Annotated in this window: 21 protein-coding genes; 9 read left to right on the top strand and 12 right to left on the bottom strand. The window is 69.4% G+C overall.

Going from position 1 to position 21,915, the window contains the following annotated elements; translation table 11 throughout:
- Positions 1 to 1,149: LCP family protein (locus tag ABZ717_RS05900; RefSeq protein ID WP_358506208.1), on the top strand; the 1,149-nt coding region annotated here is incomplete at its 5' end.
- A 112-nt stretch (positions 1,150 to 1,261) separates the two neighbouring features.
- Entirely contained in the window at positions 1,262 to 1,852 is a 591-nt protein-coding gene (locus ABZ717_RS05895; protein ID WP_087103415.1) for a CueP family metal-binding protein, read from the top strand.
- Positions 1,853 to 1,865: 13 nt separating this feature from the next.
- Here ABZ717_RS05895 and ABZ717_RS05890 read toward each other — a convergent pair whose 3' ends face one another.
- From ABZ717_RS05890 to ABZ717_RS05875, 4 genes are all read right to left on the bottom strand, one after another.
- Positions 1,866 to 2,522, bottom strand: coding sequence for a response regulator transcription factor (locus ABZ717_RS05890; RefSeq protein ID WP_087103417.1), 657 nt, complete (start codon positions 2,520 to 2,522; stop codon positions 1,866 to 1,868).
- Complete coding sequence (locus ABZ717_RS05885; protein WP_358506204.1) at positions 2,519 to 3,817, bottom strand: histidine kinase; 1,299 nt, start codon at positions 3,815 to 3,817, stop codon at positions 2,519 to 2,521. The genes ABZ717_RS05890 and ABZ717_RS05885 overlap by 4 nt, the downstream gene beginning before the upstream one ends.
- 17 nt (positions 3,818 to 3,834) lie before the next feature.
- Complete coding sequence (locus ABZ717_RS05880; RefSeq protein WP_358506233.1) at positions 3,835 to 5,835, bottom strand: serine hydrolase; 2,001 nt, start codon at positions 5,833 to 5,835, stop codon at positions 3,835 to 3,837.
- A gap of 114 nt (positions 5,836 to 5,949) precedes the next feature.
- Positions 5,950 to 6,873 carry a sugar-binding domain-containing protein gene (locus tag ABZ717_RS05875; protein ID WP_358506231.1) on the bottom strand — a complete coding sequence of 308 codons (924 nt, stop codon included), beginning with the start codon at positions 6,871 to 6,873 and terminating at the stop codon, positions 5,950 to 5,952.
- A gap of 172 nt (positions 6,874 to 7,045) precedes the next feature.
- Here ABZ717_RS05875 and ABZ717_RS05870 point away from each other — a divergent pair, with 172 nt between their 5' ends.
- From ABZ717_RS05870 to ABZ717_RS05845, 6 genes are all read left to right on the top strand, one after another.
- Positions 7,046 to 8,059, top strand: a complete 1,014-nt coding sequence (locus ABZ717_RS05870) for a zinc-dependent alcohol dehydrogenase family protein (protein ID WP_087103424.1) — start codon at positions 7,046 to 7,048, stop codon at positions 8,057 to 8,059.
- A 17-nt stretch (positions 8,060 to 8,076) separates the two neighbouring features.
- Entirely contained in the window at positions 8,077 to 9,438 is a 1,362-nt protein-coding gene (locus tag ABZ717_RS05865; RefSeq protein ID WP_358506201.1) for a sugar ABC transporter substrate-binding protein, read from the top strand.
- Complete coding sequence (locus tag ABZ717_RS05860) at positions 9,435 to 10,394, top strand: sugar ABC transporter permease (protein ID WP_087103428.1); 960 nt, start codon at positions 9,435 to 9,437, stop codon at positions 10,392 to 10,394. The genes ABZ717_RS05865 and ABZ717_RS05860 overlap by 4 nt, the downstream gene beginning before the upstream one ends.
- Positions 10,395 to 10,459: 65 nt before the next feature.
- Entirely contained in the window at positions 10,460 to 11,263 is an 804-nt protein-coding gene (locus tag ABZ717_RS05855) for a carbohydrate ABC transporter permease (RefSeq protein ID WP_358506228.1), read from the top strand.
- Positions 11,264 to 11,318: 55 nt separating this feature from the next.
- On the top strand, positions 11,319 to 12,254 hold the full coding sequence (locus tag ABZ717_RS05850; protein ID WP_358506197.1) for an aldo/keto reductase: 936 nt from the start codon (positions 11,319 to 11,321) through the stop codon (positions 12,252 to 12,254).
- A 72-nt stretch (positions 12,255 to 12,326) separates the two neighbouring features.
- Entirely contained in the window at positions 12,327 to 12,959 is a 633-nt protein-coding gene (locus ABZ717_RS05845; RefSeq protein WP_358506194.1) for a GNAT family N-acetyltransferase, read from the top strand.
- Positions 12,960 to 12,971: 12 nt separating this feature from the next.
- On the opposite strand, the gene aztD is transcribed toward ABZ717_RS05845, so the two are convergent.
- The 4 genes from aztD to aztB all read right to left on the bottom strand — a co-directional run bounded on the left by aztD (position 12,972) and on the right by aztB (position 17,235).
- Positions 12,972 to 14,159 (bottom strand): zinc metallochaperone AztD, encoded by a 1,188-nt coding sequence (gene aztD, locus ABZ717_RS05840; RefSeq protein WP_358506191.1) that lies wholly within the window; start codon positions 14,157 to 14,159, stop codon positions 12,972 to 12,974.
- Positions 14,160 to 14,234: 75 nt separating this feature from the next.
- The gene (gene aztC, locus ABZ717_RS05835) at positions 14,235 to 15,158 is read right to left on the bottom strand and encodes a zinc ABC transporter substrate-binding protein AztC (RefSeq protein WP_358506225.1); all 924 of its coding nucleotides are present in this window, start codon (positions 15,156 to 15,158) and stop codon (positions 14,235 to 14,237) included.
- A complete protein-coding gene (locus tag ABZ717_RS05830) occupies positions 15,158 to 16,342 on the bottom strand; it encodes an ABC transporter (protein ID WP_358506188.1) in 1,185 nt (394 codons plus the stop codon). Before ABZ717_RS05830 ends, aztC begins: the two co-directional genes overlap by 1 nt.
- Positions 16,339 to 17,235: a zinc ABC transporter permease AztB gene (gene aztB / locus ABZ717_RS05825; protein WP_358506186.1), complete on the bottom strand. Its 897-nt coding sequence runs from the start codon at positions 17,233 to 17,235 to the stop codon at positions 16,339 to 16,341. The genes ABZ717_RS05830 and aztB overlap by 4 nt, the downstream gene beginning before the upstream one ends.
- 73 nt (positions 17,236 to 17,308) lie before the next feature.
- On the opposite strand from aztB, the gene aztA reads away from it, so the two are divergent.
- Positions 17,309 to 17,932 carry a zinc ABC transporter ATP-binding protein AztA gene (aztA, locus tag ABZ717_RS05820; protein WP_358506184.1) on the top strand — a complete coding sequence of 208 codons (624 nt, stop codon included), beginning with the start codon at positions 17,309 to 17,311 and terminating at the stop codon, positions 17,930 to 17,932.
- 21 nt (positions 17,933 to 17,953) lie between these two features.
- Here the strand turns inward: aztA and ABZ717_RS05815 are convergent, their stop codons facing one another.
- Genes ABZ717_RS05815 through ABZ717_RS05800 form a run of 4 tightly spaced genes read right to left on the bottom strand, consistent with a single transcriptional unit; the run spans position 17,954 to position 21,898 of the window.
- Positions 17,954 to 18,787 carry a DUF1989 domain-containing protein gene (locus tag ABZ717_RS05815; RefSeq protein ID WP_358506181.1) on the bottom strand — a complete coding sequence of 278 codons (834 nt, stop codon included), beginning with the start codon at positions 18,785 to 18,787 and terminating at the stop codon, positions 17,954 to 17,956.
- A gap of 24 nt (positions 18,788 to 18,811) precedes the next feature.
- Positions 18,812 to 19,636 carry a carbohydrate ABC transporter permease gene (locus ABZ717_RS05810; protein WP_358506179.1) on the bottom strand — a complete coding sequence of 275 codons (825 nt, stop codon included), beginning with the start codon at positions 19,634 to 19,636 and terminating at the stop codon, positions 18,812 to 18,814.
- Positions 19,633 to 20,547: a sugar ABC transporter permease gene (locus ABZ717_RS05805; RefSeq protein ID WP_358506177.1), complete on the bottom strand. Its 915-nt coding sequence runs from the start codon at positions 20,545 to 20,547 to the stop codon at positions 19,633 to 19,635. Before ABZ717_RS05805 ends, ABZ717_RS05810 begins: the two co-directional genes overlap by 4 nt.
- Complete coding sequence (locus tag ABZ717_RS05800) at positions 20,540 to 21,898, bottom strand: extracellular solute-binding protein (RefSeq protein WP_358506174.1); 1,359 nt, start codon at positions 21,896 to 21,898, stop codon at positions 20,540 to 20,542. Before ABZ717_RS05800 ends, ABZ717_RS05805 begins: the two co-directional genes overlap by 8 nt.
- Positions 21,899 to 21,915: the final 17 nt, after the last annotated feature.

Genomic DNA, 21,915 nt, shown 5'->3' with positions numbered 1-21,915 from the left:
GCCGAGGGCGAGCGCCCCGACACCATGCTCATCGCCAGCGTCAACGTGGACAACGGCGCCGCCACCCTGGTCAACCTGCCCCGCGACCTCATGGTCGACCTGCCCGGCTGTGAGGCCGTGGAGGGTTACGAGGGCATGGACCCCCAGCAGGGCATGATCAACTCCGTCATGACCCTGGGTGGGGTGGGCTGCCAGTGGAAGGCCGTGGAACAGGTGACCGGTGTGCACCTGGACCACTTCCTCATGATGGACTTCACCGGGTTCAAGGACATGGTGGACGCCCTGGGCGGGGTGCGGATGTGCATCCCCGAGGCCGTCGACGACCCCAAGGCCCACCTACGGCTGGACGCCGGACTCCAGACGCTCGATGGCGAGGACTCCCTGGGCTTCGTGCGTTCCCGCTACGCCCAAGGGGACGGCAGCGACCTGTCGCGGATCGACCGCCAACAGGAGTTCATGGGCGCCATGCTCCGCGAGGTCCTCAGCAGCGAGGTCATGACCAACCCGGTCACCATCACCAACTTCCTCGGCGCCGTCACCGATTCCATCAGTACCGACGACGACCTCACCGTCGACATCATGACCGACCTGGCCATCTCCATGCGCGAGGTCGACCTGGACCGGGTCCAGTTCGTCACCGTCCCCAACGGGGCGCACCCCGACGACGAGAACCGCATCATGATGAGCCGGCCCCAGGCCACGGAGCTGTTCGAGGCGATCAACGCGGGAGCGGATGTTTCCGGGGGAGAGGAAGGGGACGGGGACGACGCGGCCGATCCACCCGATCCACCCGAGATCTCGGTCGAGATCGTCAACAACACCGGCATCGACGGGCTCGCCCTGGAGATCCAGACCCTCCTGGTCGACGAAGGATTCGTGGTCACCGGTACCGGAAACCCCGAACTGCGCGCCCCCGCCGCGACCACCGTCTACCACGGTCCGGGCGAGGAGGCGGCGGCCGAGCTGCTCGCCGGTTCCCTGGACAACGCCGTGACCGAGGAAACCGAAGGGCTGGAGCAGACCCTCGAACTCGTCGCGGGTACCGATTGGAACGGTCTCTCGGGCGACTCCTCGGCCGAGACCGACCTGTCCATCACCGACGACCTGGGCGGCGTCACCGCCGAAGAGACAGAGGAGAGCGCTTGCTGAGGTAGGACCCCGCACGTTCCACCGATCCGCCGAGCCGGGTACCCCGGGCGGGTATAGGATGATCCCGCTCGACGTCGACCACGGGATCACGGGATCGGAACGGGAATCGGACATGAGGTACACGGCCATGGCCACGGTCGCCGCCGCGGCGCTCGCACTCACGGCGTGCGCCGCTCCACAGACCCAAGAGGGCGCCCCCGCGGACCAGGTCACGGAACTCCTGGCCGCGCATGGGCTCGACGACCTCGAAGGGCTCGACCCCCGGGAGCTCGTCGACCGCCTCGACCTCATGGCCGTGGAGGATCGACCCACCGACCTCATGGCCTCGGTGCGGCCCGGCTCACTGCTCCTGTCCGACACCGCCGGGGGCGAAGAGGTCGAACTCGACCTGCCCGAGGACCTCTTCTACCTGTCCATGGCCCCTTACGTGGACCGGACCCACGACTGTTTCCACCACAGCCTCACCTCCTGCATGGGCGAGCTGCGCGGTGAGGAGGTCACCGTGACCATCACCGACGACGCCGACGACACCGTGCTGGTGGAGGAGACCGCCCCCACCTTCGACAACGGGTTCGTCGGCTACTGGCTGCCCGGCGACATCGACGCGACCGTCACCGTCGAGTACGAGGGCCGCTCCGGTAGTACGCCGATCTCCACCGGTGCGGACGACCCGACCTGCCTGACCACCCTCGAACTGGTTTGAGGTACTCGACGCCTCAAGGCCGGGCCACACCCGTCCGGTAGGCCCACACCACCGTCTGAAGCCGGTCCCGGGTACCGATCTTGGTCATCGCCCGCCCCAGGTGCGACTTCACGGTGCTGGTCTCGATGAACAACACCTCGGCGATCTCCGCGTTGGACATCCCCTTGGACAGCATCCGAACGATCTCCGCCTCGCGCGAGGTCAGCAGGTCCACCACCTCGGGGGCGCGCTCCTTGGGCGGTCGCCGCCGGGCGAACTCGGCCATCACCCGCCGGGTCACCGACCGGTCCATCAACCCCTGCCCTCGCGCCAACCGCCGTACCGCCTCCACCAGATCGTCCGGGTCGGTGTCCTTGAGGACGAACCCGGACGCGCCGGCCTCCAGCGCCCCGAACACGTACTCGTCGAGGTCGAACGTGGTGATGACCAGCACCTCGGGCGGCTGCCCGCCGGCATGGTCCAGGATCTCCCGGGTCGCGGACAAGCCGTCGCCACCGGGCATGCGCACGTCCATGAGCACCACGTCGGGCTCCAGCCGACGGGCCAGTTCCACGGAGCTCGGCCCGTCACCGGCCTCGCCCACCACCTCGATGTCCTCGGCCGACTCCAGGATGACCCGGAACCCGGTCCGAACGATGGCCTGGTCGTCCACCAGCAGCACCCTGATCAACGCGTCTCCTCCCGCTCCACCGGAATCTCCCACCGAACCCGCCAGCCCCCGCCGTCCGTGGGCCCCACGTCCAATCTCGCGCCGACCACGTCCGCGCGCTCACGCATCCCCAACACCCCGAGCCCTCGGTGGCGCCGGTCGGTGTCCGGGGTGCCGCCCCTCTCGTTCTCGACCTCCAACGCGAACCGCGCGGGTCGGTACCACAACCGTACGGACACCTTCGCGCCGGCGGCGTGGTCACGGGTGTTGGTCAGTGCCTCCTGCACCGTCCGGTAGGCGGTCACGTCGGCGATCGGTGGCAGTTCGTAGGGGCTGCCCTCACGAACGAGGCGAAGGTCGGTGCCCAGTTCCCGTTCCGTCGACACGAGTCGTTCCACGGCGGCCAGTCCCGGAACCGGCGCGTCCCGGACCTCCGTCTCGTGGCCGGGCCGCGCCTCCTCCTCGTCCGGGTCGCGTAGTGCCCCCACCACGGCCCGCAGGCCGGTGAGGGTCTCCTTGCCCTGGGTACGCACCCAGTCCATCGCGTGGCGGGCGGCCTCGTCGTCGCGACCGATCAGCCGTTCGGCGGCCCCCGCCTGGACGACCATGCCGGACAGGTGGTGGGCGGCGATGTCGTGCAGCTCCCGCGCCATGCGGGTGCGTTCGGCCCGGATCGCGGTCTGTGCGCGCTCCTTGTGCGCCTGTATCTCTTCGGCGTCGCGCAGCCTCACCAGTTCCGCGTAACGGCGGTGGGTCCCCACGTAGATGCCGATCAGGCCCGGGATGAGGAGCGCCGGCACGGTCAGGATCGGCGCCGTCACCCAGGGAGGCGGTTCGCCCGGCAGTACCAGGGAAACTCCTGCGGCCGGCGCCAGAGCACCCGTGAGCAGGCCCTCCGCCGTCCCGTACACCAGGGCGCACGCCACCAGCACGACCGACAACCGCGACAGTGACAGCATGGTGCCGCAGGTGTAGGCGGCGATGAACAGGGCCGGCCCATGGAAGTTGAACCCGGCCGGGGTCAGGGCCGCGAGCAACACCTGGAGCGCCGCGACCCCCACCAGGGACAGGACCGGGTTCCGCCGACGCAGCCCCAGAGGAAGGGCCTGCGTCAGCAACACCAGGCCGGCGGAGACGATCGTTCCCCGGGCGAGCACGAGGCCCTCCAACGCCTCCAAGGCGGGCAGGGACACCCACAGGACGGCGACGGACACCGCTGCCACCAGCAGACCCAGGGCGATGTCGCGGCGGGTGTCCCCCCGCAGTCCCAGACCGTCCAGCAGATGATCGAAACGGTGCGTCGCCGACCGATCCATGATGATGACCTCTCGCCTTAGTAGGACACGCTGGGGAAGAGCAGCCCGAAGGTGACCGCGAACCACTGCACGATCAACAGGGCGATCAGGACCAGGGCACCGCCCACCACATACTTCCATCCCGCGCGCCGTCGGAGGTCCTGGAACAGGCTCCAGGCCGCGGGCAGGATCGCCAGGATCCCGAGCAGTTGCAGCGCCTGGATCGAGCGCAGCACCAGGGTGGGGACGGTCTGGAACTCCATGATGACCATGACGACCGACACCCAGGACGAGAGCGCCACCACGGTGGATCCCACACCGACCCTGGTGAGGACGCGGGCGAGCCGACCTTCGCGGCCGCGCCCGGGTTTGCCGGCCCAGCGCCGCAGAAGGGCCCCGATCGGCCACGACAGCACGGTCACCACCAGGATGAGCACCGCCGCCGCCATGATCGGCAACGCCACCGATTGCTGACGCTCACCGTCGACAGGAAGCAGGGTGAACGCCGACGCGAAGCCGATGGCCTCGACGCTCTGCCCGTCCTCGTCCGGGCGCATGGTGATCACGCTGTGTCCGTCGACCTGGCGCCACACCCACGGTTCGATCTCCTCGTAGACCGTTGGAACGAACGTTTCCGGTCCGGGGGAGACCAGGATCGTCCCGTCGCCGAGGTCCTGTACCCGGGTCTGCCCCAGGAGGTTCAGGGTGGCGAGGAAGTTGCTCTCCATCTGCCGTGAGCTGATGTAGTAGCCCTCGGCGAGGGCGGCGTGTTCGGCGGCCGTGTCCTCGACCGAGGCGTCCTCGACGCTTCCCTCCTCGGCGGGGAAGTACCGGTCGAAGAATCCGTCCACGACGTCCATGCGCAGGAGGTGGCTGGCCATGTCCGCGTTGCCGCTGCCGTTGAGGGTCACGAAGATGCCGCTGCGCGCCTCGGGCAGGAACTGCATCTCGGTGTGGAAGTGCTGGGTGTCCCCGCCGTGCCCGAGGATGCGGTGACCGTTACGGTCCTCCTCGAAGAGCCCCAGCGTCATCCGCGGTCCACCCGCCATGGGGCCCAGGACGTCCTCGTCCAGGGCCGGGGCGTGCATCTGCTCCAGGGTGGCGGGTTCGAGGATCTCCCCCTCTCCCTCCTGCGGCATGTGGGCGAGCATGAACCGCGCCATGTCGGTGGCCGAGGCGGTGAACGCGCCGGCGGGGGCCTCGGCCACCGTCTCGAACGGTTGGGCGGGGCCGCCGGTGACCTCGTAGGCGCCGGACAGACGTTCCCGCAGGTCGTCGGGTAGCGGCTGGGCGAAGGAGGAGGAGTCCATGCCGAGTGGTTCCAGGACCTCGGACCGGACGTACTCGTCGAAGGGGACGCCGCTGACCTGTTCGACGATGAGTCCGGCGAGCGAGTTGCCGTGGTTGGAGTAGGACGGGACCTCACCGGGCGGGTAGATCTGCTCCGGTGGGTCGGTGCTCAGACGTTGGGCCAGATCGGTCTCGGCGCCCTCGGCGAGGATGGCCCCTTCGATGCTTTCCTCGAACCCGGGTGTGTGGGTCAGCAGGTGCCGCATCGTGATGGGCTCGTCGAAGTTCTTGGGCTGGGGGAAGTCGAGGTATTCGTCGATGTCGGTGTCCAGGTCGATCTCCCCGCGCTCCACCAGTTGCATGGCGGCGGTGGCGGTGAACACCTTGGAGACGGAACCGACCCTGAAGAGGGTTTCCTCCGGATCGACGGGTACCGGTTCCTCCCCGTCGACGCCGGTGTCGGCGTAGCCGTAGCCGCGGGCGGTGAGCAGTTCACCGTCGTGGACCACGGAGATCGAGGCGCCGGGGATCTCGGTCCTCGCCAACTCCGTGGGGACCAATCCGTCCAACCAGGCGTTGACGTTCTCCTCGGTGAGTTCGGCGGTTACGGGGGGCACGGGGGCGGGGGTGGCCGCGACCGGGTCGGCCGAGCCGGAGGCGCACCCGGTGGCGAGCACGGCCAGGGCGCCGAGGGCGGCGGCCAGGGTCACCGGGGTCCGGTGCCGGCGGGTGGGTGGGTCGGTCTTCATGGGGATCACGGATCTCCTTCTCGTGTGTGATCCCAGCCTTGTGGAGGGCGCCCCCTCGCCGCATCGGGCGCGGGTCGAGACCGCGTCTACGACCTTTGGTGGAGGCGGCCACCCTCAGAACCCTTCGAGCAGTACCTTCGCCACGTCGCCGTCGGTCACCAGGGTCGAGACCAACCCGCTCTTGAGTACCGCGCCGATCGCCCGGGCCTTGGCCTCGTCGCCGGCTCCGGCGACCGCCACCACCTCGGGAACCTCGCGCAGTCGGTCGGTGTCGATGCTGATGACCCGCTCGTCCAGGTCGGTGTGGATGCGCCGCCCCTCGGAGTCGAAGAGCCGGGCGGACATCTCCGCGCTCACGCCCAGCGCCGTGTACCGCTCGCGCGCCCGCGGGGTCAGCGCGGGATAGACGGTCGAGTTGTGCTCGTCCCAGCCGCCGATGGCCACCACGGCGGTGGAGAGTCGATCGAAGTGCCCGAACGCGGCGGCGATGCCCGGGTCGGCGCGCAGGGTCCGCGCGGTCGCCGCGTCCGGCAGGATGAGCGGCGCGTAGATCGGGTACGCCGCGCCACCGGACAGCCGCGCCACCCTGCGTACCGTCTCCACCGACCCGCCGGCCTCGGTGTGCTCCGAGAGCACCCCGTTGAGTTGCACCACCGTGCATCGGGGCAGTTCGACCATCTCCGCGCCCATGGCCTGGAGGCCGCGACTCCAGGCCAGTCCCAGCACGTCGTCGGGGCGCACGATCTCGGCCAGCAGTCGAGCCGCCACCGAACCCAGGGCCCGGCGGGTCTCCAGTGGGTCCTCCAAGGCGTCCACGACGATGGCCCGCCGCAGCCCGTAGGCCTCTCTGAGCCGTTCGGACTGTTCCCCGGCCAGCCGCGCGGGCAACCGGATGTCGATGCGCACGATCCCGCTCGTTCGAGCGGTCTCCAGGTCGCGAGCGATCTTGAACCGGCTCAGTCCGAACTCCTCGGCGATCTCCACCTTGGAGCGTCCCTCCAGGTAGAACCTGCGGGCTATCGCGGCGAGCCGCACCATCTCCGCGGGGCCGTCGGGGGTAGGGTCACTGCGCCGATCGCTCATATGTGCATGAGTGTACTCGATTGTTGCTCCACCCATTGACACGCTGATTCCGGTGGGCTTTGAATGTACGAACATCTGTGACACAGATCGCTCAAACGAGCGATCACGCTTTCGGGAGGGTTCAGCCGTGCGCGCCGCCATCATCACCGAACCGGGATCCCTCGCCGTGGGAGACCGCCCGGAACCCACTCCCGCCCCCGACGGAGTCGTCGTCCGGGTCGGAGCCTGTGGCATCTGCGGGACCGACCTGCACATCGCCGACGGGGAGTTTCCGCCCAGCCCCTACCCGCTGGTGCCCGGCCACGAGTTCGCCGGTACCGTGACCGCCGTCGGCGAGCGCGCCCCCGGGGGCCTGCGCCCCGGCGACCGGGTGGCCGTCGACCCCTCGCTGTTCTGCGGACACTGCGAGTACTGTCGCGCCGGACGCGGCAACCTCTGTGCCAACTGGGGCGCGATCGGCGACACCGTCGACGGCGCCTTCGCCGAGTACGTGGCCGTCCCCGCCGCCAACTGCTACCGCATGCCCGACTCGATGAGCATGCGCGAGGGCGCCCTCGTCGAACCTTTGTCCTGCGCCGTGCACGGCGTGCGACGCATCGGCGTGGAGAACGGCGAACGCTTCCTGCTGATCGGCGCCGGCACCATGGGCCTGCTCCTGCAACAGCTGCTCCAAAGCTCCGGTGCCCGGGTGACGATGGTCGACCGCAACACCCGCCGCCTGGCCATCTCCGCCGACCTGGGCGCCGAACACACCGCCACCGACGTCACCGAACTGGACGGTGTCGGACCGGCCGACGGCTTCGACGCCGCGGTGGACGTCACCGGGGCGCCCCCCGCCATCGAAGCGGCCTTCATGTCCCTGCGCAGAGGGGGACGCCTGCTCGTCTTCGGGGTCGCCGACGGAGAGGCCCAGATCTCGCTCTCGCCCTTCCGGATCTACAACGACGAGATCACCATCGTGGGCTCCATGGCCGTGCTGAACAGTTACGGAGCCGCCGTGGACCTCATGGCCTCCGGGGCGATCCAGACCGCGCCGCTGCTCACCGACACCCTGCCCCTGGAGAAGTTCCCGGAGGCACTGGCCATGATGCGGGCCGGTAGCGGGGTCAAGATCCAGGTCGTCCCCGAGACCTCCGCCTGAGCCGGAAAGGCATCACCGTGCGCACCACCACCTTCACCACCGGCGCCACCGCCGTGGCGGCCTCGGCGCTCCTGCTCACCGGCTGCGCCGGGGCGGGGGCCACCTCCGCGGGGGAGGGGGCCGTCCGACTGACCGTCGCGATCGTGTCCAACCCACAGATGCAGGACGCGATCTCCCTGCAGGACGAGTTCCGCGAGGAGAACCCCGGCATCGAGGTCGACTTCGTGTCCCTGCCCGAGAACGAGGCCCGCGCCAAGATCACCACGTCCGTGGCCACCGGCGGGGGCGAGTTCGACGCCGTCATGATCAGCAACTACGAGACCCGTCAGTGGGCCGAGTACGGCTGGCTGGAGAACCTGCAACCCCTCATCGACGAATCCGAGGGCTACGACCACGAGGACTTCATCCCCTCCCTGCGCGAGGACCTGTCCGTGGACGGCGACATGTACTCGGTGCCCTTCTACGGGGAGTCGTCCTTCCTGACCTACCGCACCGACCTGTTCGAACAGGCCGGCCTGGAGATGCCCGAGAACCCCACCTGGGACGAGGTCGCCGATCTCGCGGCCGAACTCGACGGGGTGGAGCCGGGCGTGGCCGGGATCTGCATGCGCGGCCTGGCCGGGTGGGGTGAGGTCCTCAGCCCGTTCAACAGCGTCCTCAACACCTTCGGCGGCCGCTGGTACGACGAGGAGTGGAACGCCGAACTCGACTCCCCGCAGTTCCAGGAGGCCGCCGAATTCTACGTGGACCTGGTCCGCGAACACGGACAGCCCGGCGCCGCCAACAGCGGCTTCGGTGACTGCCTGAACCACTACTCCCAGGGCCGCGCGGCCATGTTCTACGACTCCACCTCCATGGTCAGCACCATCGAGGACGAGAACACCGCGACCGTGGCCGGACTCAACGGCTACGCGCCCGCCCCGGTGGCCGAGAGCGACTACGGCGGCTGGCTCTACGCCTGGGCCCTGGGCATCCCCTCCACCTCCGAGCACAAGGAGGAGGCCTGGACCTTCCTGGAATGGATGACCGACCGGGACTACGTGCGCACGGTCGCCGAGGAGTACGGCTGGCAGCGGGTCCCGCCCGGCAACCGACTGTCCACCTTCGAGGAGCCCGCGTACCAGGAGGTCGCGGGGGCCTACGCCGAACCCATGCTCCAGGGCATCGAGGAGGCCGACCCGCAGGACCCGGGCACCCGACCCGTCCCCTACGACGGCATCGGATTCCTGGCCATCCCCGAGTTCCAGGACCTGGGCACCCGGGTCAGTCAACAGCTCAGCGCCACCATCGCCGGACGGATCACCGTCGAAGAGGCGCTCGCGCAGAGCCAGGAGTACGCCGAGACGGTCGGCGACACCTACAAGGAGGACGGGCGATGAGCACGGCGACGGCACCCGCCGAGAAGACGTCCGGGAAACCGACCGCACCCGCGGCCCGCACCGGTCGCGGCCCACGCGCCGCCGGGTGGGTGCGCCGGGCACCCCTGCTGCCCGCGCTGGTGTTCATGCTGGTCGTCACCCAGCTGCCGTTCCTGGCCACCATCGTCTACTCGCTCAGGTCCTGGAACCTGGTGCGCCCCGACTCCCAGGCGTGGGTGGGGCTCACCAACTACCTGGCGGTCTTCACCGACCGGCAGTTCCTCGCCGCGACGGCCAACACGGTGCTCATCACCGCCGCCTGCGTGGTGGTGGCGATGCTGTTGGGCGTCGGCCTGGCCCTGCTGTTGGACCGGAAATTCTGGGGGAGGGGCGTGGTGCGCACCCTCATCATCACCCCGTTCCTCATCCTGCCGGTGGCCACCGCGCTGCTGTGGAAGCACATCATGTTCGAGCCGGTGTTCGGCCTGATCAACTTCGTGCTCTCCCCACTGGGCGTGGAAACCTACGACTGGGTCTCCCAGACACCGATCGTGTCCGTGGTCATCGCCCTGGTGTGGCAGTGGACCCCGTTCATGACGTTGCTGGTCCTTGCCGGTCTCCAGAGCCAGGACACCGACGCCCTGGAGGCCGGACAGGTCGACGGCGCCTCCAGGTGGCAGAGCTTCGTGTGGATCACCCTGCCGCACCTGCGCCGCTACATCGAACTGGGCGTCCTGCTGGGGTCGATCTACGTGGTCAACACCTTCGACACGATCTACATGATGACCCAGGGCGGCCCGGGCACGGCCAGCTCCAACCTGCCCTTCTACATCTACCAGCGCACCTTCCTCGGCTTCGACATCGGTCAGTCGGCGGCGATGGGCGTCGTGGTGGTGGTCGGCACCATCCTCGTGGCGATGCTGGCGCTGCGACTGATCTTCCGCACGTTCATGAACGCACAGGAGGCCACATCGTGACCGCCCAGGCCACCGCACCCTCGGCCTCCGCCGACACCCGCGTCCCGCACCGGCCGCGCCGGCCGATCGGCGCGATCGCCCTGAGCGTGTTCACCTGGCTCGTGGGCCTGGTGTTCGTCGCCCCCGTCCTGTGGCTGGTGCTGACCGCGTTCAAGCAGGAGAACCAGGCCGCCACCGACCCGCCCACGCTCTTCTTCCAACCCACCCTGGACCGGTTCGCCGCGGTGCTGGGCGCGGACTTCATGCCCTACCTGGGCAACTCCGTGATCGCCACCCTGGCCTCCACGCTCCTGGTGCTGGCCCTGGGCATACCCGCGGCGTACGCGCTGTCCATCGCCCCGGTCAAGCGCACCAACGACGTGCTGTTCTTCTTCATCTCCACGAAGATGCTGCCGGTGGTGGCGGTGGTCGTGCCGATCTACGTCGCGGCCGCGCACCTGTCCATGCTCGACAACATCTGGACCCTGGTGGTGCTGTACACGGCGATGAACCTGCCCATCGCGGTGTGGATGCTGCGCTCGTTCTTCCTGGAGGTGCCCAAGGCGATCGTGGAGGCCGCCCGGGTGGAGGGGGCGGGTCTGGGCCGGGTGCTGTGGTCGGTGATGCTGCCGATCATGGCACCGGGCATCGCGGCCACCGCCCTGATCTGCATGATCTTCGCGTGGAACGAGTTCTTCTTCGCGGTCAACCTGACCGCCGCCCAGGCCGCCACCGTCCCGGTCTTCCTCACCGGCTTCATCACCAGCGAGGGACTGTTCGTGGCGCAGCTGTCGGCGGCCGTGGTCATGGCGTCGCTGCCCATCGTGGTGATCGGCTGGACCGCCCAGCGTCAACTCGTCCGCGGCCTGTCCATGGGCGCCGTTAAGTAGTGGATTCTTCGATCGGGTGCCCGTAATGTGGGCGCCCGATCGGAAAGGACCCCCGTTGAAGACGTTCACCCTGCCCGGAACGGGCATCACCGTTCCCAATGTCGTGCTCGGGCTGATGCGCATCGCCCGCAAGACCGACGAGGAGATCCGCGCCCTGGTCGGCGCCGCACGCGAGGCGGGGATCGACTTCATCGACCACGCCGACATCTACGGGCCCACCACCCACGCCTGTGAACGTCGCTTCGCCGAGGCGATGCGCCTGACCCCCTCCGAGCGCGAGTCCCTGACCATCCAGACCAAGGCCGGTATCGTCCCCGACGGGCCCTACTTCGACCACTCCTACGAGCACATCGTGGCCTCCGTCGAGGGTTCCCTGCGGGCCCTGGACACCGACCACGTCGACATCCTGCTGCTGCACCGACCCGACGCGCTCGTCGAACCCGAGGAGGTCGCCCGCGCCTTCGACGAACTCGAAGCGGCCGGGAAGGTGCGCGCCTTCGGGGTCTCCAACCACACACCCCGCCAGGTCGACCTGCTGCGCAGGTACGTGCGGCAGCCGATCGTGGCCAACCAGCTCCAGCTGTCCATCACCCACGCCCCGATCATCACCCAGGGCCTGGCGTCGAACATGCTGGGCGAGCCCCAGTCGGCCACCCTCGACGGCGGCGGTGTCCTGGACCACGCCCGCCTGCACGACATCACCGTGCAGGCCTGGTCGCCCTTCCAGGCCGGGTTCTTCGACGGGGTGTTCCTGGGCTCGGACGAACACGCCGAACTCAACGCGGTCATCGACCGTCTCGCGGAGAAGTACGGCGTGCCGCCCATCGCGGTGGCCACCGCCTGGATCACCCGCCACCCCGCGCGGATGCAGGTCGTACTGGGCACCACCACCCCCGAGCGGGTCACCGGCGCCGCCCAGGGTTCGGAGCTGAACCTGACCCGCCCCGAGTGGTACGAACTGACCCGCGCCGCAGGTCACCGCGTTCCCTGACCCCGCGAAGGGGTCCCTCGTCGGGCCGATCTCCGGTACTGTACCGTCTGGACGGTTCATGAAAGGAGAGGCATGGGAAGCGCGGAGGAAAGAGGGGGCGGGCTCTCGATACGGGCGGCCGGCCGTCGGGACGTGACGGCCGTGTCCCGGGTGCTGGCACGGGCCTTCGAGAAGGACCCGTTCGTGGCGTGGATGTTCCCCGAGGACCTCGGGCGGCGGGCACGCCGGCTCTACGCGATCGAGGCCGGGTTCGAGTACCTGCCGTACGGGCTGATGGACGTAGCCGTGCTCGACGACCGGGTCGTAGGCGCTGCCCTGTGGGGCAGACCCGACGTCTCCACGGGCCCGGGCGCCCTGCGCTCCCTTCCGCACCTGGCCGCGCTCTTCGGGGCGGATCGGCTGCCCACCGTGCTCCGGGGCCTCACCAGCCTTTCCGAACACACACCCCGCACGCCGCACTGGTACCTCGCGGAACTGGGCACCGACCCCGACGTTCGTGGCGTCGGGGCCGGTGTGGGCCTGCTGCGTCATGGGCTGGAACGGGCCGACCTGCACGGTGCGCCGGTCTTCCTGGAGTCGAGCAACACGGAGAACCTGCCGTTCTACGAACGCTTCGGGTTCCGAGTCCTGACCGAGGTCCCCATGCCCGACGGGCCGACCCTGCACACCATGCTGCGCGACCCGGCCCAGGCCGACGATCACTGACCGATCAGTCGATCAGTGATCGACCCCGCTGAGCTCGTTGGGGGTCTGCTCCAGCGTCACCGAGGCGGTGACCTCACCATCGGCCAGGTCCACGGCGTGCACCTGGTCGGTGGCGGTGTCGGTCACGTAGGCGGTGCCACCGCGCACGAACAGGGCGGGACGGGGCTCCTGCCACTCCAGCGGCTCCTCCCAGGCGTCCATCAGGTCGATGCCGTCGGTGATCTCGGCCGATTCGGGGTCGATCACGTGCAACGTGCCGTCGGTGCCCAGGACCAGGGCCTCACCGTCCGGGCCACGGCCCAGGGAACGGAAGGTGTAGCTGGAGGGCAGGTCGACCAGATCCATGGAGGAGTCGGCGGTGTCGACGAGGGCGACCTGCTCGGGGCGTTCCAGCTCGGCGTCCGGGTCGGTCTTGTAGTCGCCCAGGACGATAGGGGAGTCCTCGGAGCCGGCCTGGTTGCCGATGCGCCCGTAGTCGTCCTCGCTGTCCACCTTGGTGAACTCGCCGTCCTGGTAGGTCAGGACACCGTCCTCGCAACCGATGACCACGGCCTCACCCTCGGCCGTGGTCTCCCCGTGCACGCCGGGGCACTCCTCGCTTCGGGCGACCTCTTCGTGGTTCTCGTCCAGGACGATGGCGCCGACACGTTCCTCCTCGTCGCCGAGGGTGACGAGCAGCTCCCCGTTCCCCAGTTCCACGGCCACGCCGTGGTGGGCCTCCTCGGTGGTGTAGGTGTCGAGGTCGGCGGGCGTTCCCTCGCCGAGCGCGTCGGTGTCGAAGGCGGTCACCTCACCGGTTCCGTCGGCGAACAGCACGGTGCGGCCCGCGTGCCGGACCACGTGCCCGGGGGTGTCCGCGGCGAAGACCGTGTCGGTCAGCCGCGCGCCGACGGCGTCCAGGACCTGGAAGCCCTCGGAGGTGGAGACGAACACGTGCTGCTCGTCCCCGGCGGGGTTGAGGCGGTTGAACCCCTCCAGTTCGATGTCCTCGATGACCTCCAGGGTTTGGCCGTCCAGGACGTAGAGGCCACCGTCGTAGGTGGTGACGATCGGTTCGTTCACCGAGACGCCGGTCTCGTCGGAGGTCTCCGCTCCGGCCTCGGAGGCGGCGTCGTCGTCGGTGCCGCAGGCGGTCAGCAACAGCCCCGCGCAGAGCAGGACGGGTAGTGCGACCCGGCGTCGGTGGTGTGGTGTGCGCATGGTTCTCTTTCGGTTCTCGGTGTGGGAGAAAACGGCCGTGGCGGGAGACCACGACGAGGGGACCCGGAGTTCGGGTCAGTCGCCGCCGAGTCCGGCGGCGATGGCTTCGGTGTTGGCGCGCATCATCTCCAGGTAGGTGGCGGCGCCCCCGCCCTCCTCGGTGAGGGATTCGGAGTAGAGCGGGACGACCTCGATCTCCACCCCCGCCTCCTCGGCCATGACGGTGGCCAGCCGGTCGGGTTGGGAGGAGTCGGCGAAGACGGCCGAGACACCTGCTTCGGCGACGGCGTCGGAGAGGTCCTTGAGGTCGGAGGTGCTGGGCGAGGCCAGGGTCGTGCCGCTGGGGATGACCGCGCCGATGACCTCGAAGTCGTAGCGGTCGGCGAGGTAGCCGAAGACGTGGTGGTTGGTCACGAGCCGGCGGTCCTCGTCCGGCAGGGCGGCGAACTCCTCGCCCATCCACGCGTCGAGTTCCCGGACCCGGGCGGTGTAGGCCTCGGCGTTGGCGCGCACGGTGTCGGCGTCGGCCCCGTCGACCTCCTCGACCACGTGTTCGGTGATCAGGTCCACCGCCATGAGCACACGGGCCGGGTCGGTCCAAAAGTGCGGGTCGGGCTCGCCCTCGCTCTCGTCGGAGGTGTAGGGGAGGGGGTCGACGTTCGCGCCGACCTCCAGGGCGGGCACGCCCGCCTCCTCCGCGGCGGCGACGTTGCGCGCGATCCCCTCCTCCAGACCGAGACCGTTGTGCACGACCAGGTCGGCGTTCTCCAGCCTCGCGGCCTCCTGGGCGGAGATTCCGAACGAGTGCGGGTCGGCGTTGGGTTTCATCAGTACGGTCACCTCGGCCTGGTCGCCGACGATCTCCCGGGTGATGTCGCCGAGGATGTTGGTGGTCACCACGATTCCCTCACCGCCGTCGTCGGCGGAGCAGGCGCCCAGCGCGACGACGAGTCCGGTGACGGTGAGCGCGGCCAAAGCCTTGCGGGGACGCACGTCGATCACCGTCCCGTCTCGACCATGAGGTGCGGCGCGATGTCCACCTCGAAGGTGCGGGCCGTGCGAAGGTCGTCGTTGTAGTCGATCTCGTGGACCAGACCGGCCTCGGCGTCGTTGACGTAGGCGCGGGAGGTGTCCACCTGGAGCGTGGGTGGATGTTCGGCGTCGACGGTCGCCACCAGCGATGTTCGGGCGATCTCCTCCCCGGTCTCGGGGTCGAGGGAGTGCAGGGCGCCCTCACCGTCCAGGGCCAGAACGGGCATCCCCTCGCCGACCGCGGTGACGGCGATCGTGTCGTCGAGGTCGAGGGCGCGCCACTGGGCCGCGGCCAGGTCCAGGACCCACGGGTCGCCATCGGTGGACAGCGCGGCCAGGACCGCCGATCCGGGGCGGTGATGGAAGGAGTCGACGCGCCCGGTCCCCGGGTAGGACAGGAGGGACGCTTCGAGGGCGTCGTCCTCCTCGGTCAGGTGCAGGGCGCCCTCGGCGCAGCCCACGACCAGGCCGCGGCGGGTGACGGCCGCCCCTCGGGGGTCGGCGCAGGTCTCGTCCAACGTCTGGGCGGACCCTCCGTCCCTGTCCAGGGACCGGACCGCGCCGTCGTCGTCCACGGCGACCAGGCCACCGCCGAACGGCAGGGCGAGCGACGTTTCCTCGGAGGTCGGGTCGACGGCGGAGACCGTTCCGTCCTCCAACCCCTCCCGTTCCAGGACCAGGGAGGTACCCGCCTCATCGATGACCGAGGTGAGCACGGTGTCGGTGACGACCGAGGAGGTGGTGACCCCGTCCAGGGCGCCGACCGGCCCGGTGCCGGTCCGGTAGTAGTGGTTGTGATCGCCGTGGTCGACCGTCCATACCCCGCTGTCGAACACCTCTGTCATCCCATCACCGGATGAGTTGAGGTAGGCGAATCGGCCATCCCCGGCGATGCCGTCCGCTCCGGGGACGGTGCCGAGTTCGCTGGTCTCCTCGGTGATCAGGTCCACCAGCCGCACCTCGCCGCTGTCGGCGTCGGCCAGGACCAGCCGGGACTGCGGTTCGGCGGCCTCCTCGGCCCCTTCGACGTAGCCGTGGGGTGTTTCCTCGGCCTCGGGCGCCTCGTCCCGGGGCGGTTCTCCGGCGCAGCCGGCCAGGAGCAGGGCGCACAGCCCCACGGCTGCGGCCTTCGCTGTGGTCAGGGGTCTCACGGGGTCATCGACCTCTCTTCGAGTCGAGGGTGGGAAGGGGACGTGGCGGAGGGGGTCGTGGGGCGCTCTCGTCGCGTGAGTCGAGAACGCAGGGCCGAGAGCGCCACCGAGACGAAGAAGAACGCCACGGCGGTCGCCGCGATGCTCGCCCCGGCCGCGGTCTCCCAATGCCAGGAGGCCAACAGCCCGACGAAGGTCGAGGCGACGCCGATCAGGGCGGCGGCGCACATGATCGTCGGCACGCTCCTGGCCCACAGCACGGCCGCCGCGGGCGGCGCGATCAGGAGGCCGAACACCAACAGGGTGCCGACCACGTGGAAGGAGGCGACCACGGCCAGGGTGACCAGGGCGAGCATCGCGGCGTGGGCCGCGCGCGGGGCCAGCCCCAGGGTGTGCGCCTTGCGGGGGTCGAACGCCAGGGCCATGAACGCCCGGTGCCCCACGATCGCCACCACCAGCGCCACCAGCAGACAGATCCCCAGGTGCCACAGGTCGCGTTCGCGTACCGCCAGTACGTCACCGAAGAGGAGCCCGGTGAGGTCGACGGCGAACGTGGCCGAGTGGGAGACCAGGATGACGCCGAGGGAGAGCATGCCGACGAACAACAGTCCGATGCTCGTGTCCTGCGACAGCCGCGGGGAGCGGTTCAACAGGGTGACCCCCGCGGCCATGGCCCCGGCCGCCAGGGCGGCGCCCAGGAACAGGCTCTGACCGAGCAGGGCGGCCAGGGCCACCCCGGGAAGCATGCCGTGCGACATCGCGTCCCCGAGGAAGGCCATTCCCCGCAGGACGACCCACGTTCCCGCGATCGCGCAGATGAGGGAGACGAGGGCGCCGCCCCACAGCGCCCGCTGGACGAAGGTGACCCCGAACGGATCGATCAGTGCTTCCATGATGGGACACTCTACAACGATAACCATTATCGTTTTAACATCGGGTCGAATGAGGGGAAGGCGGAGGAAGCGGATGAACCACACCGAGTTGCGGAACGTTCACGCGGGGTACGGGCGTGAGGACGTGCTGAAGGGGGTCGACGCGCACATCCCCCAAGGCCGGGTCACCGCGCTGGTGGGGGCCAACGGCGCGGGCAAGTCCACCTTGCTCGCGGTTTTGGCGGGCATCCTCAGGCCGCGCGGCGGTGAGATCGTCCGGGCCACGCGTGCCCGTCCCGCCTTCGTGGTCCAGCGCAGTGCGGTGTCCGACACGTTGCCGCTCACGGTGCGCGACGCCGTCGCCATGGGGCGCTGGGCCCATCAAGGCCTGTGGCGGCCACCGACCCGACACGACCGCGCGGTGGTGGAAGGGGCGATGGAGCGGGTCGGTATCGCCGACCTGTCCGGTCGCCAACTGGGAGAGATCTCCGGGGGCCAGCGCCAGCGCGCCCTCATCGCCCAAGGACTGGCCCAGGAGGCGGACCTACTGCTGTTGGACGAGCCCTCCGCCGGCCTGGACCGTGGGGCCAGGGAACGGATCGCGCGGGTGATCGCCTCGCTGCGGGGCGAGACCACCATCGTGCACGCCACCCACTTCCCGGACGAGGCCGCGGGCGCCGACCACCGTCTCACCCTGGACGAGGGCCGGGTGGCGTAGGCGGACCGGGCCCCGGTCCCCTCAGCCCTGGAAGCGCAACCCGTGCGCGCCCCGGTAGGCGGCCGGCTCCGGCTCGCTCCAGCCCTCCAACAACTCTGGAGCGAGCCGGTACACCTCCACGGCCAAGGGGCGGCACACGTCGATCGGGTCCCGCGCGTCCGGACCCCACAACGGCACCGACAGGTCCCCGCCCGGACACGTCGACAGCGCGCACAACAGGTCCTGTTCGGCGAAGAACTCCAGGAAGTCACCGGGACGGGCGGGCGAGGCCTTCATGAAGTAACGGTCCTCGTCGTTGAGCCCGGTGCACTGGAAGACGTTGAGCACGTCGTGCACGTCGAACTCGGTCAACCCGTGCGGCAGTACCGCCCGGGTCAGGTTCGAGTGGCAGTGCAGGTCGAAGTCCTCGCCGGTGAGCATCCGGTTGACGTACGGATCGCAGCGGGTGCCCAACAGGTCGTGCACGCGCCCGCCGTCGGCGTCGGTGCCGTACCACGCCAGGCTGTCGGCGGTGATGGTGACCAGCGGCCGCAGGTAGGGCAGCGTGGACCAGAGCCGGTCGTGGGTGGACACATGGGCGCTCTGCAATTGCCGGGTGCGCGAGGCCCACAGGCGCTCCCGGGGATTGTGCGTGTTCCACACGTTCAGGTCGCCCACCTGCGGGCCCTCGGGGGTCAGGATCCGGAACAGGTGACCGGCGGGCACCCGCCAGGCCCGGCCCGAACGGATCGGGATCGTGAACCGCTCCACCGGGACACGGCCGTCGGTGTGCGTGGCCAATCGGTCGTAGAAGGCGGTGTCGACGTCGAGGGCGCCGCCCGCAACGGCTCGGTAGGCGGCTTCCGGTGAACCCATGGGACTCCGTTCGTTGGTGTTCCTTCAGGCCTTGACCGCTCCTTGGGTGAGGCCGTTGACGAAGCTGCGCTGGAAGAGGAGGTAGACCACGACGATGGGGGCGATCACGATCAGGCTCGCCGCGGACAACAAGGGAATGTCGGTGCCGTACTGGCCCACGAACAACCCCAGCCCGGTGGGCGCGGTGCGCAGGTCCGGGTCCTGCATCATCACCAACACCAACAGGAACTGGTTCCACGACCACATGAACACCAGCACCGCCAGGGTGGTGATGGCCGGCCACGAGATCGGCAGCAGTACCCGGGCCAGCACGGTGTGGTCGCGCGCCCCGTCCACCCGGGCGGCCTCCACCAGCTCCCGGGGCACCGAGGCGAAGTGCGACTGCATCCAGTACACGCCGAAGGGTAGGAACAGGGCGATCTCGGCCAGGATCACCCCGGTGTAGGAGTTGGTCAGCCCCACCTCACGCATGTTGAAGTACAGGGCGATGACCAGCAGTTCCACCGGCAGGGTCAGGCCCAGCACGAAGGCCAGGGAGATACCCTTGCCACCCCACACACCCAGGATGGACAGCGCGTACCCGGCCAGCGTCGCGAAACACACCGTCAAGGGCACCACGAAGACGGCGATGACGAAGCTGGACCACATCAGTCGGCCGAAGTCGCCGCTCTGCCAGGCGAGCGCGAAGTTGGACCAGGACCACTCACTCGGCAGGGAGAACGCGCCGACCTGCCCACCGGCCGGGTGCACCGAGGCCAGCGCGATCCCGACGAAGGGCGCCAGCACCAACACCGCCAGGGTGCTCAGCAGCCCGTACCGCAGCGCGGTCGTCATCGCCGAACGGTTCACTTCGCCTCCCGGGTGAGTAGACGGATCACGCTCACCAGCACGATGACCAGCAGCGTCAGCACCACCGCCAGCGCGCTCGCCCCGCCGATGGTGCCCTCGTTGAACGCCAACCGGTACACCAAAAGGGCCGGCACGTTGGTCTGTCCGGCCGGTCCGCCGTTGGTGGTGACGAACACCAGGTCGAAGGAGGCCAGGGCGGCGATGGTGGTGATGACCGCGGCGATGCCGACCTCGCGGCGCAGCCCGGGCAGGGTGACGTAGACGAACCGGCGCAAGGGGCCGGCGCCGTCGATGGCGGCGGCCTCGTTCAGGGAGGGGTCGATGCGTTGGGCCCCGCTCATGAACAGGACCATGCACAGTCCGCTCATGCACCAGGTGCCGATCAGGCCCAGGGCGATGAGCGCGAAGTGGTAGTCGCCCAGCCAGGCGCGGGTGATGGCGCCCAGCCCGATGGTTTCCAGGGCCCGGTTGATCATGCCTTCGTCGCTGTAGAGCCAGCGCCAGGTGATGCCGACCGCGACCAGTGGCAGGACCTGGGGCAGGAAGAACACGGTGCGGAAGAACGTCATCCCGGTGCGTACCCGGCCCAGCAGTAGTCCGGTGAGAAGTAGCCCGATCGCGATGGGGATGAGTGAGAAGAACACGATGAGGATCAGGCCGTTGAGGATGGCCTGGGCCAGCAGTGGTTCGGTGAGTACCCGGGTGTAGTTGGCCAGGCCCGCCCAGGTGGGTGGTGCCACCCCGTCCCAGTCCAGGAAGGAGAACCACACGGTGCTGGCCGCGGAGTAGATCGCGAAACCGGCGTAGACGGCCAGCGCGGGCAACAGGTACAGCCAGGCGCGCAGGCGCGACCGCCCGGGGCGCCGGGCCCCGGCGGTCGCGTTCCCGCGCAGCAGCGCGCCACTAGCCATGGACGCGGTCCCACTCGGTCTGCAGATCGGACAGGAACGTCTCCTCGTCGGTTCTCCCGGCGATCAACCCCTGCACCCCAGGGGTGAGCTGGTCGATCATGCCGGGCGTGGCGAAATCGGGGAAGGGCACGATGCCGTCCTGCTCGGCGGCCGTCCCGTAGACGCCGTTGATCTCCTCCAGCACGCCGCCCTCCCCGGTGGAGGCGTCGGTGTCCACCGGCATGAACCCGGTGTCCAACTGGATCCGCGCGGCCTCCGGCGAGGACAGGTAGTCCAAGAACGCCGCTGCCACGTCCGGGTGTTCGGTGCCCGAGGAGACCGTGTAGGAGACGCTGGAACCGGAGGTCATCGGTGCCTGCTCCGGGTCCTCACCCGGCAGGAGGAAGAAACCCACGTCCTCGCCCAGGGCCTCCTCCATCTCGAACGCCGCCCAGTTGCCGATCATCAGGAAGGCGCTCTCACCGTTGCCGAAGGCGGCCTTTGCGTCGTCGTCGGAGGTGGCGTTGGCGCTCTCGGGTATGTATCCGGCGTCCACCCACCGAGTGAGGGTCTCGGTCGCCTTCATGGCCCCGTCGGTCTCGATGGTGGAGTCGGGAGCCCCGTGCACCCAGTCGCGGTAGGCCTCGTGGTCGCCGAAGGCGTTGAGCAGCGTGTTCCAGACCTGGAAGCCGCCCACCTCCAACCCGCCCACGCTGAACGGGGCGATGCCCTCCTCGTCCACCGCCGCCAGGGCGTCCTCGAACTCGTCGAAGGTCGCGGGCGGCTCCTCCACCCCCGCCTCCGCCAACAGTTCACGGTTGTAGAACACCCCCAGCATGGACAGCGCCCCCGGGACGGCGTAGAGACTTCCGGTGCCGAACCGGGTGGCGTCCTCGTCGGCGCGCAACGGCTCCAGGCTCGCCTCGGGGAAGGACTCCTCCCACCCGTAGGCCTCCACGTACGGTTCCAGGTCCATCACGTGCCCGCTCGGGATGAGCGAGCGCATCGCCCCCGGGTTGTACTGGGCGAGGTCGGGCGCCTCATCGGAGGACATCGACAACGTGACGGTCTTGACGTAGTCGGTGAACGGGGTCTGCTGCAGCTCGATGGAGACGTTGGGGTGCTGCTCGGTGAACCCCTCGACCAGCTCGGTGGAGGGCGGGTCGTCGGTGTAGGCCAAGGTCAGTTCGACCGGCTCGTCGGTGATGGTGGTGGACACGTCCTCGGGCACGTTGTCGCGTTCGCCGTTCCCGCTGGACAGGGTCGCGCACGAGGTGAGGAGCAGGACGGCCGTGGCACCGGCCGCGACCCGGATCAGAGGTCGGTCGATTCGTGAACGGATGGACAGTGGATCGGTGGACCTGGTGGACATGGTGTCCTCCGTGGTTG

Origin of the sequence: Nocardiopsis sp. NPDC006832, from assembly GCF_040635885.1 — a bacterium.
GTDB lineage: Bacteria > Actinomycetota > Actinomycetes > Streptosporangiales > Streptosporangiaceae > Nocardiopsis.
Note: the sequence above shows the minus strand (reverse complement) of the source record. Positions and strands in the feature narration are given on the sequence as shown.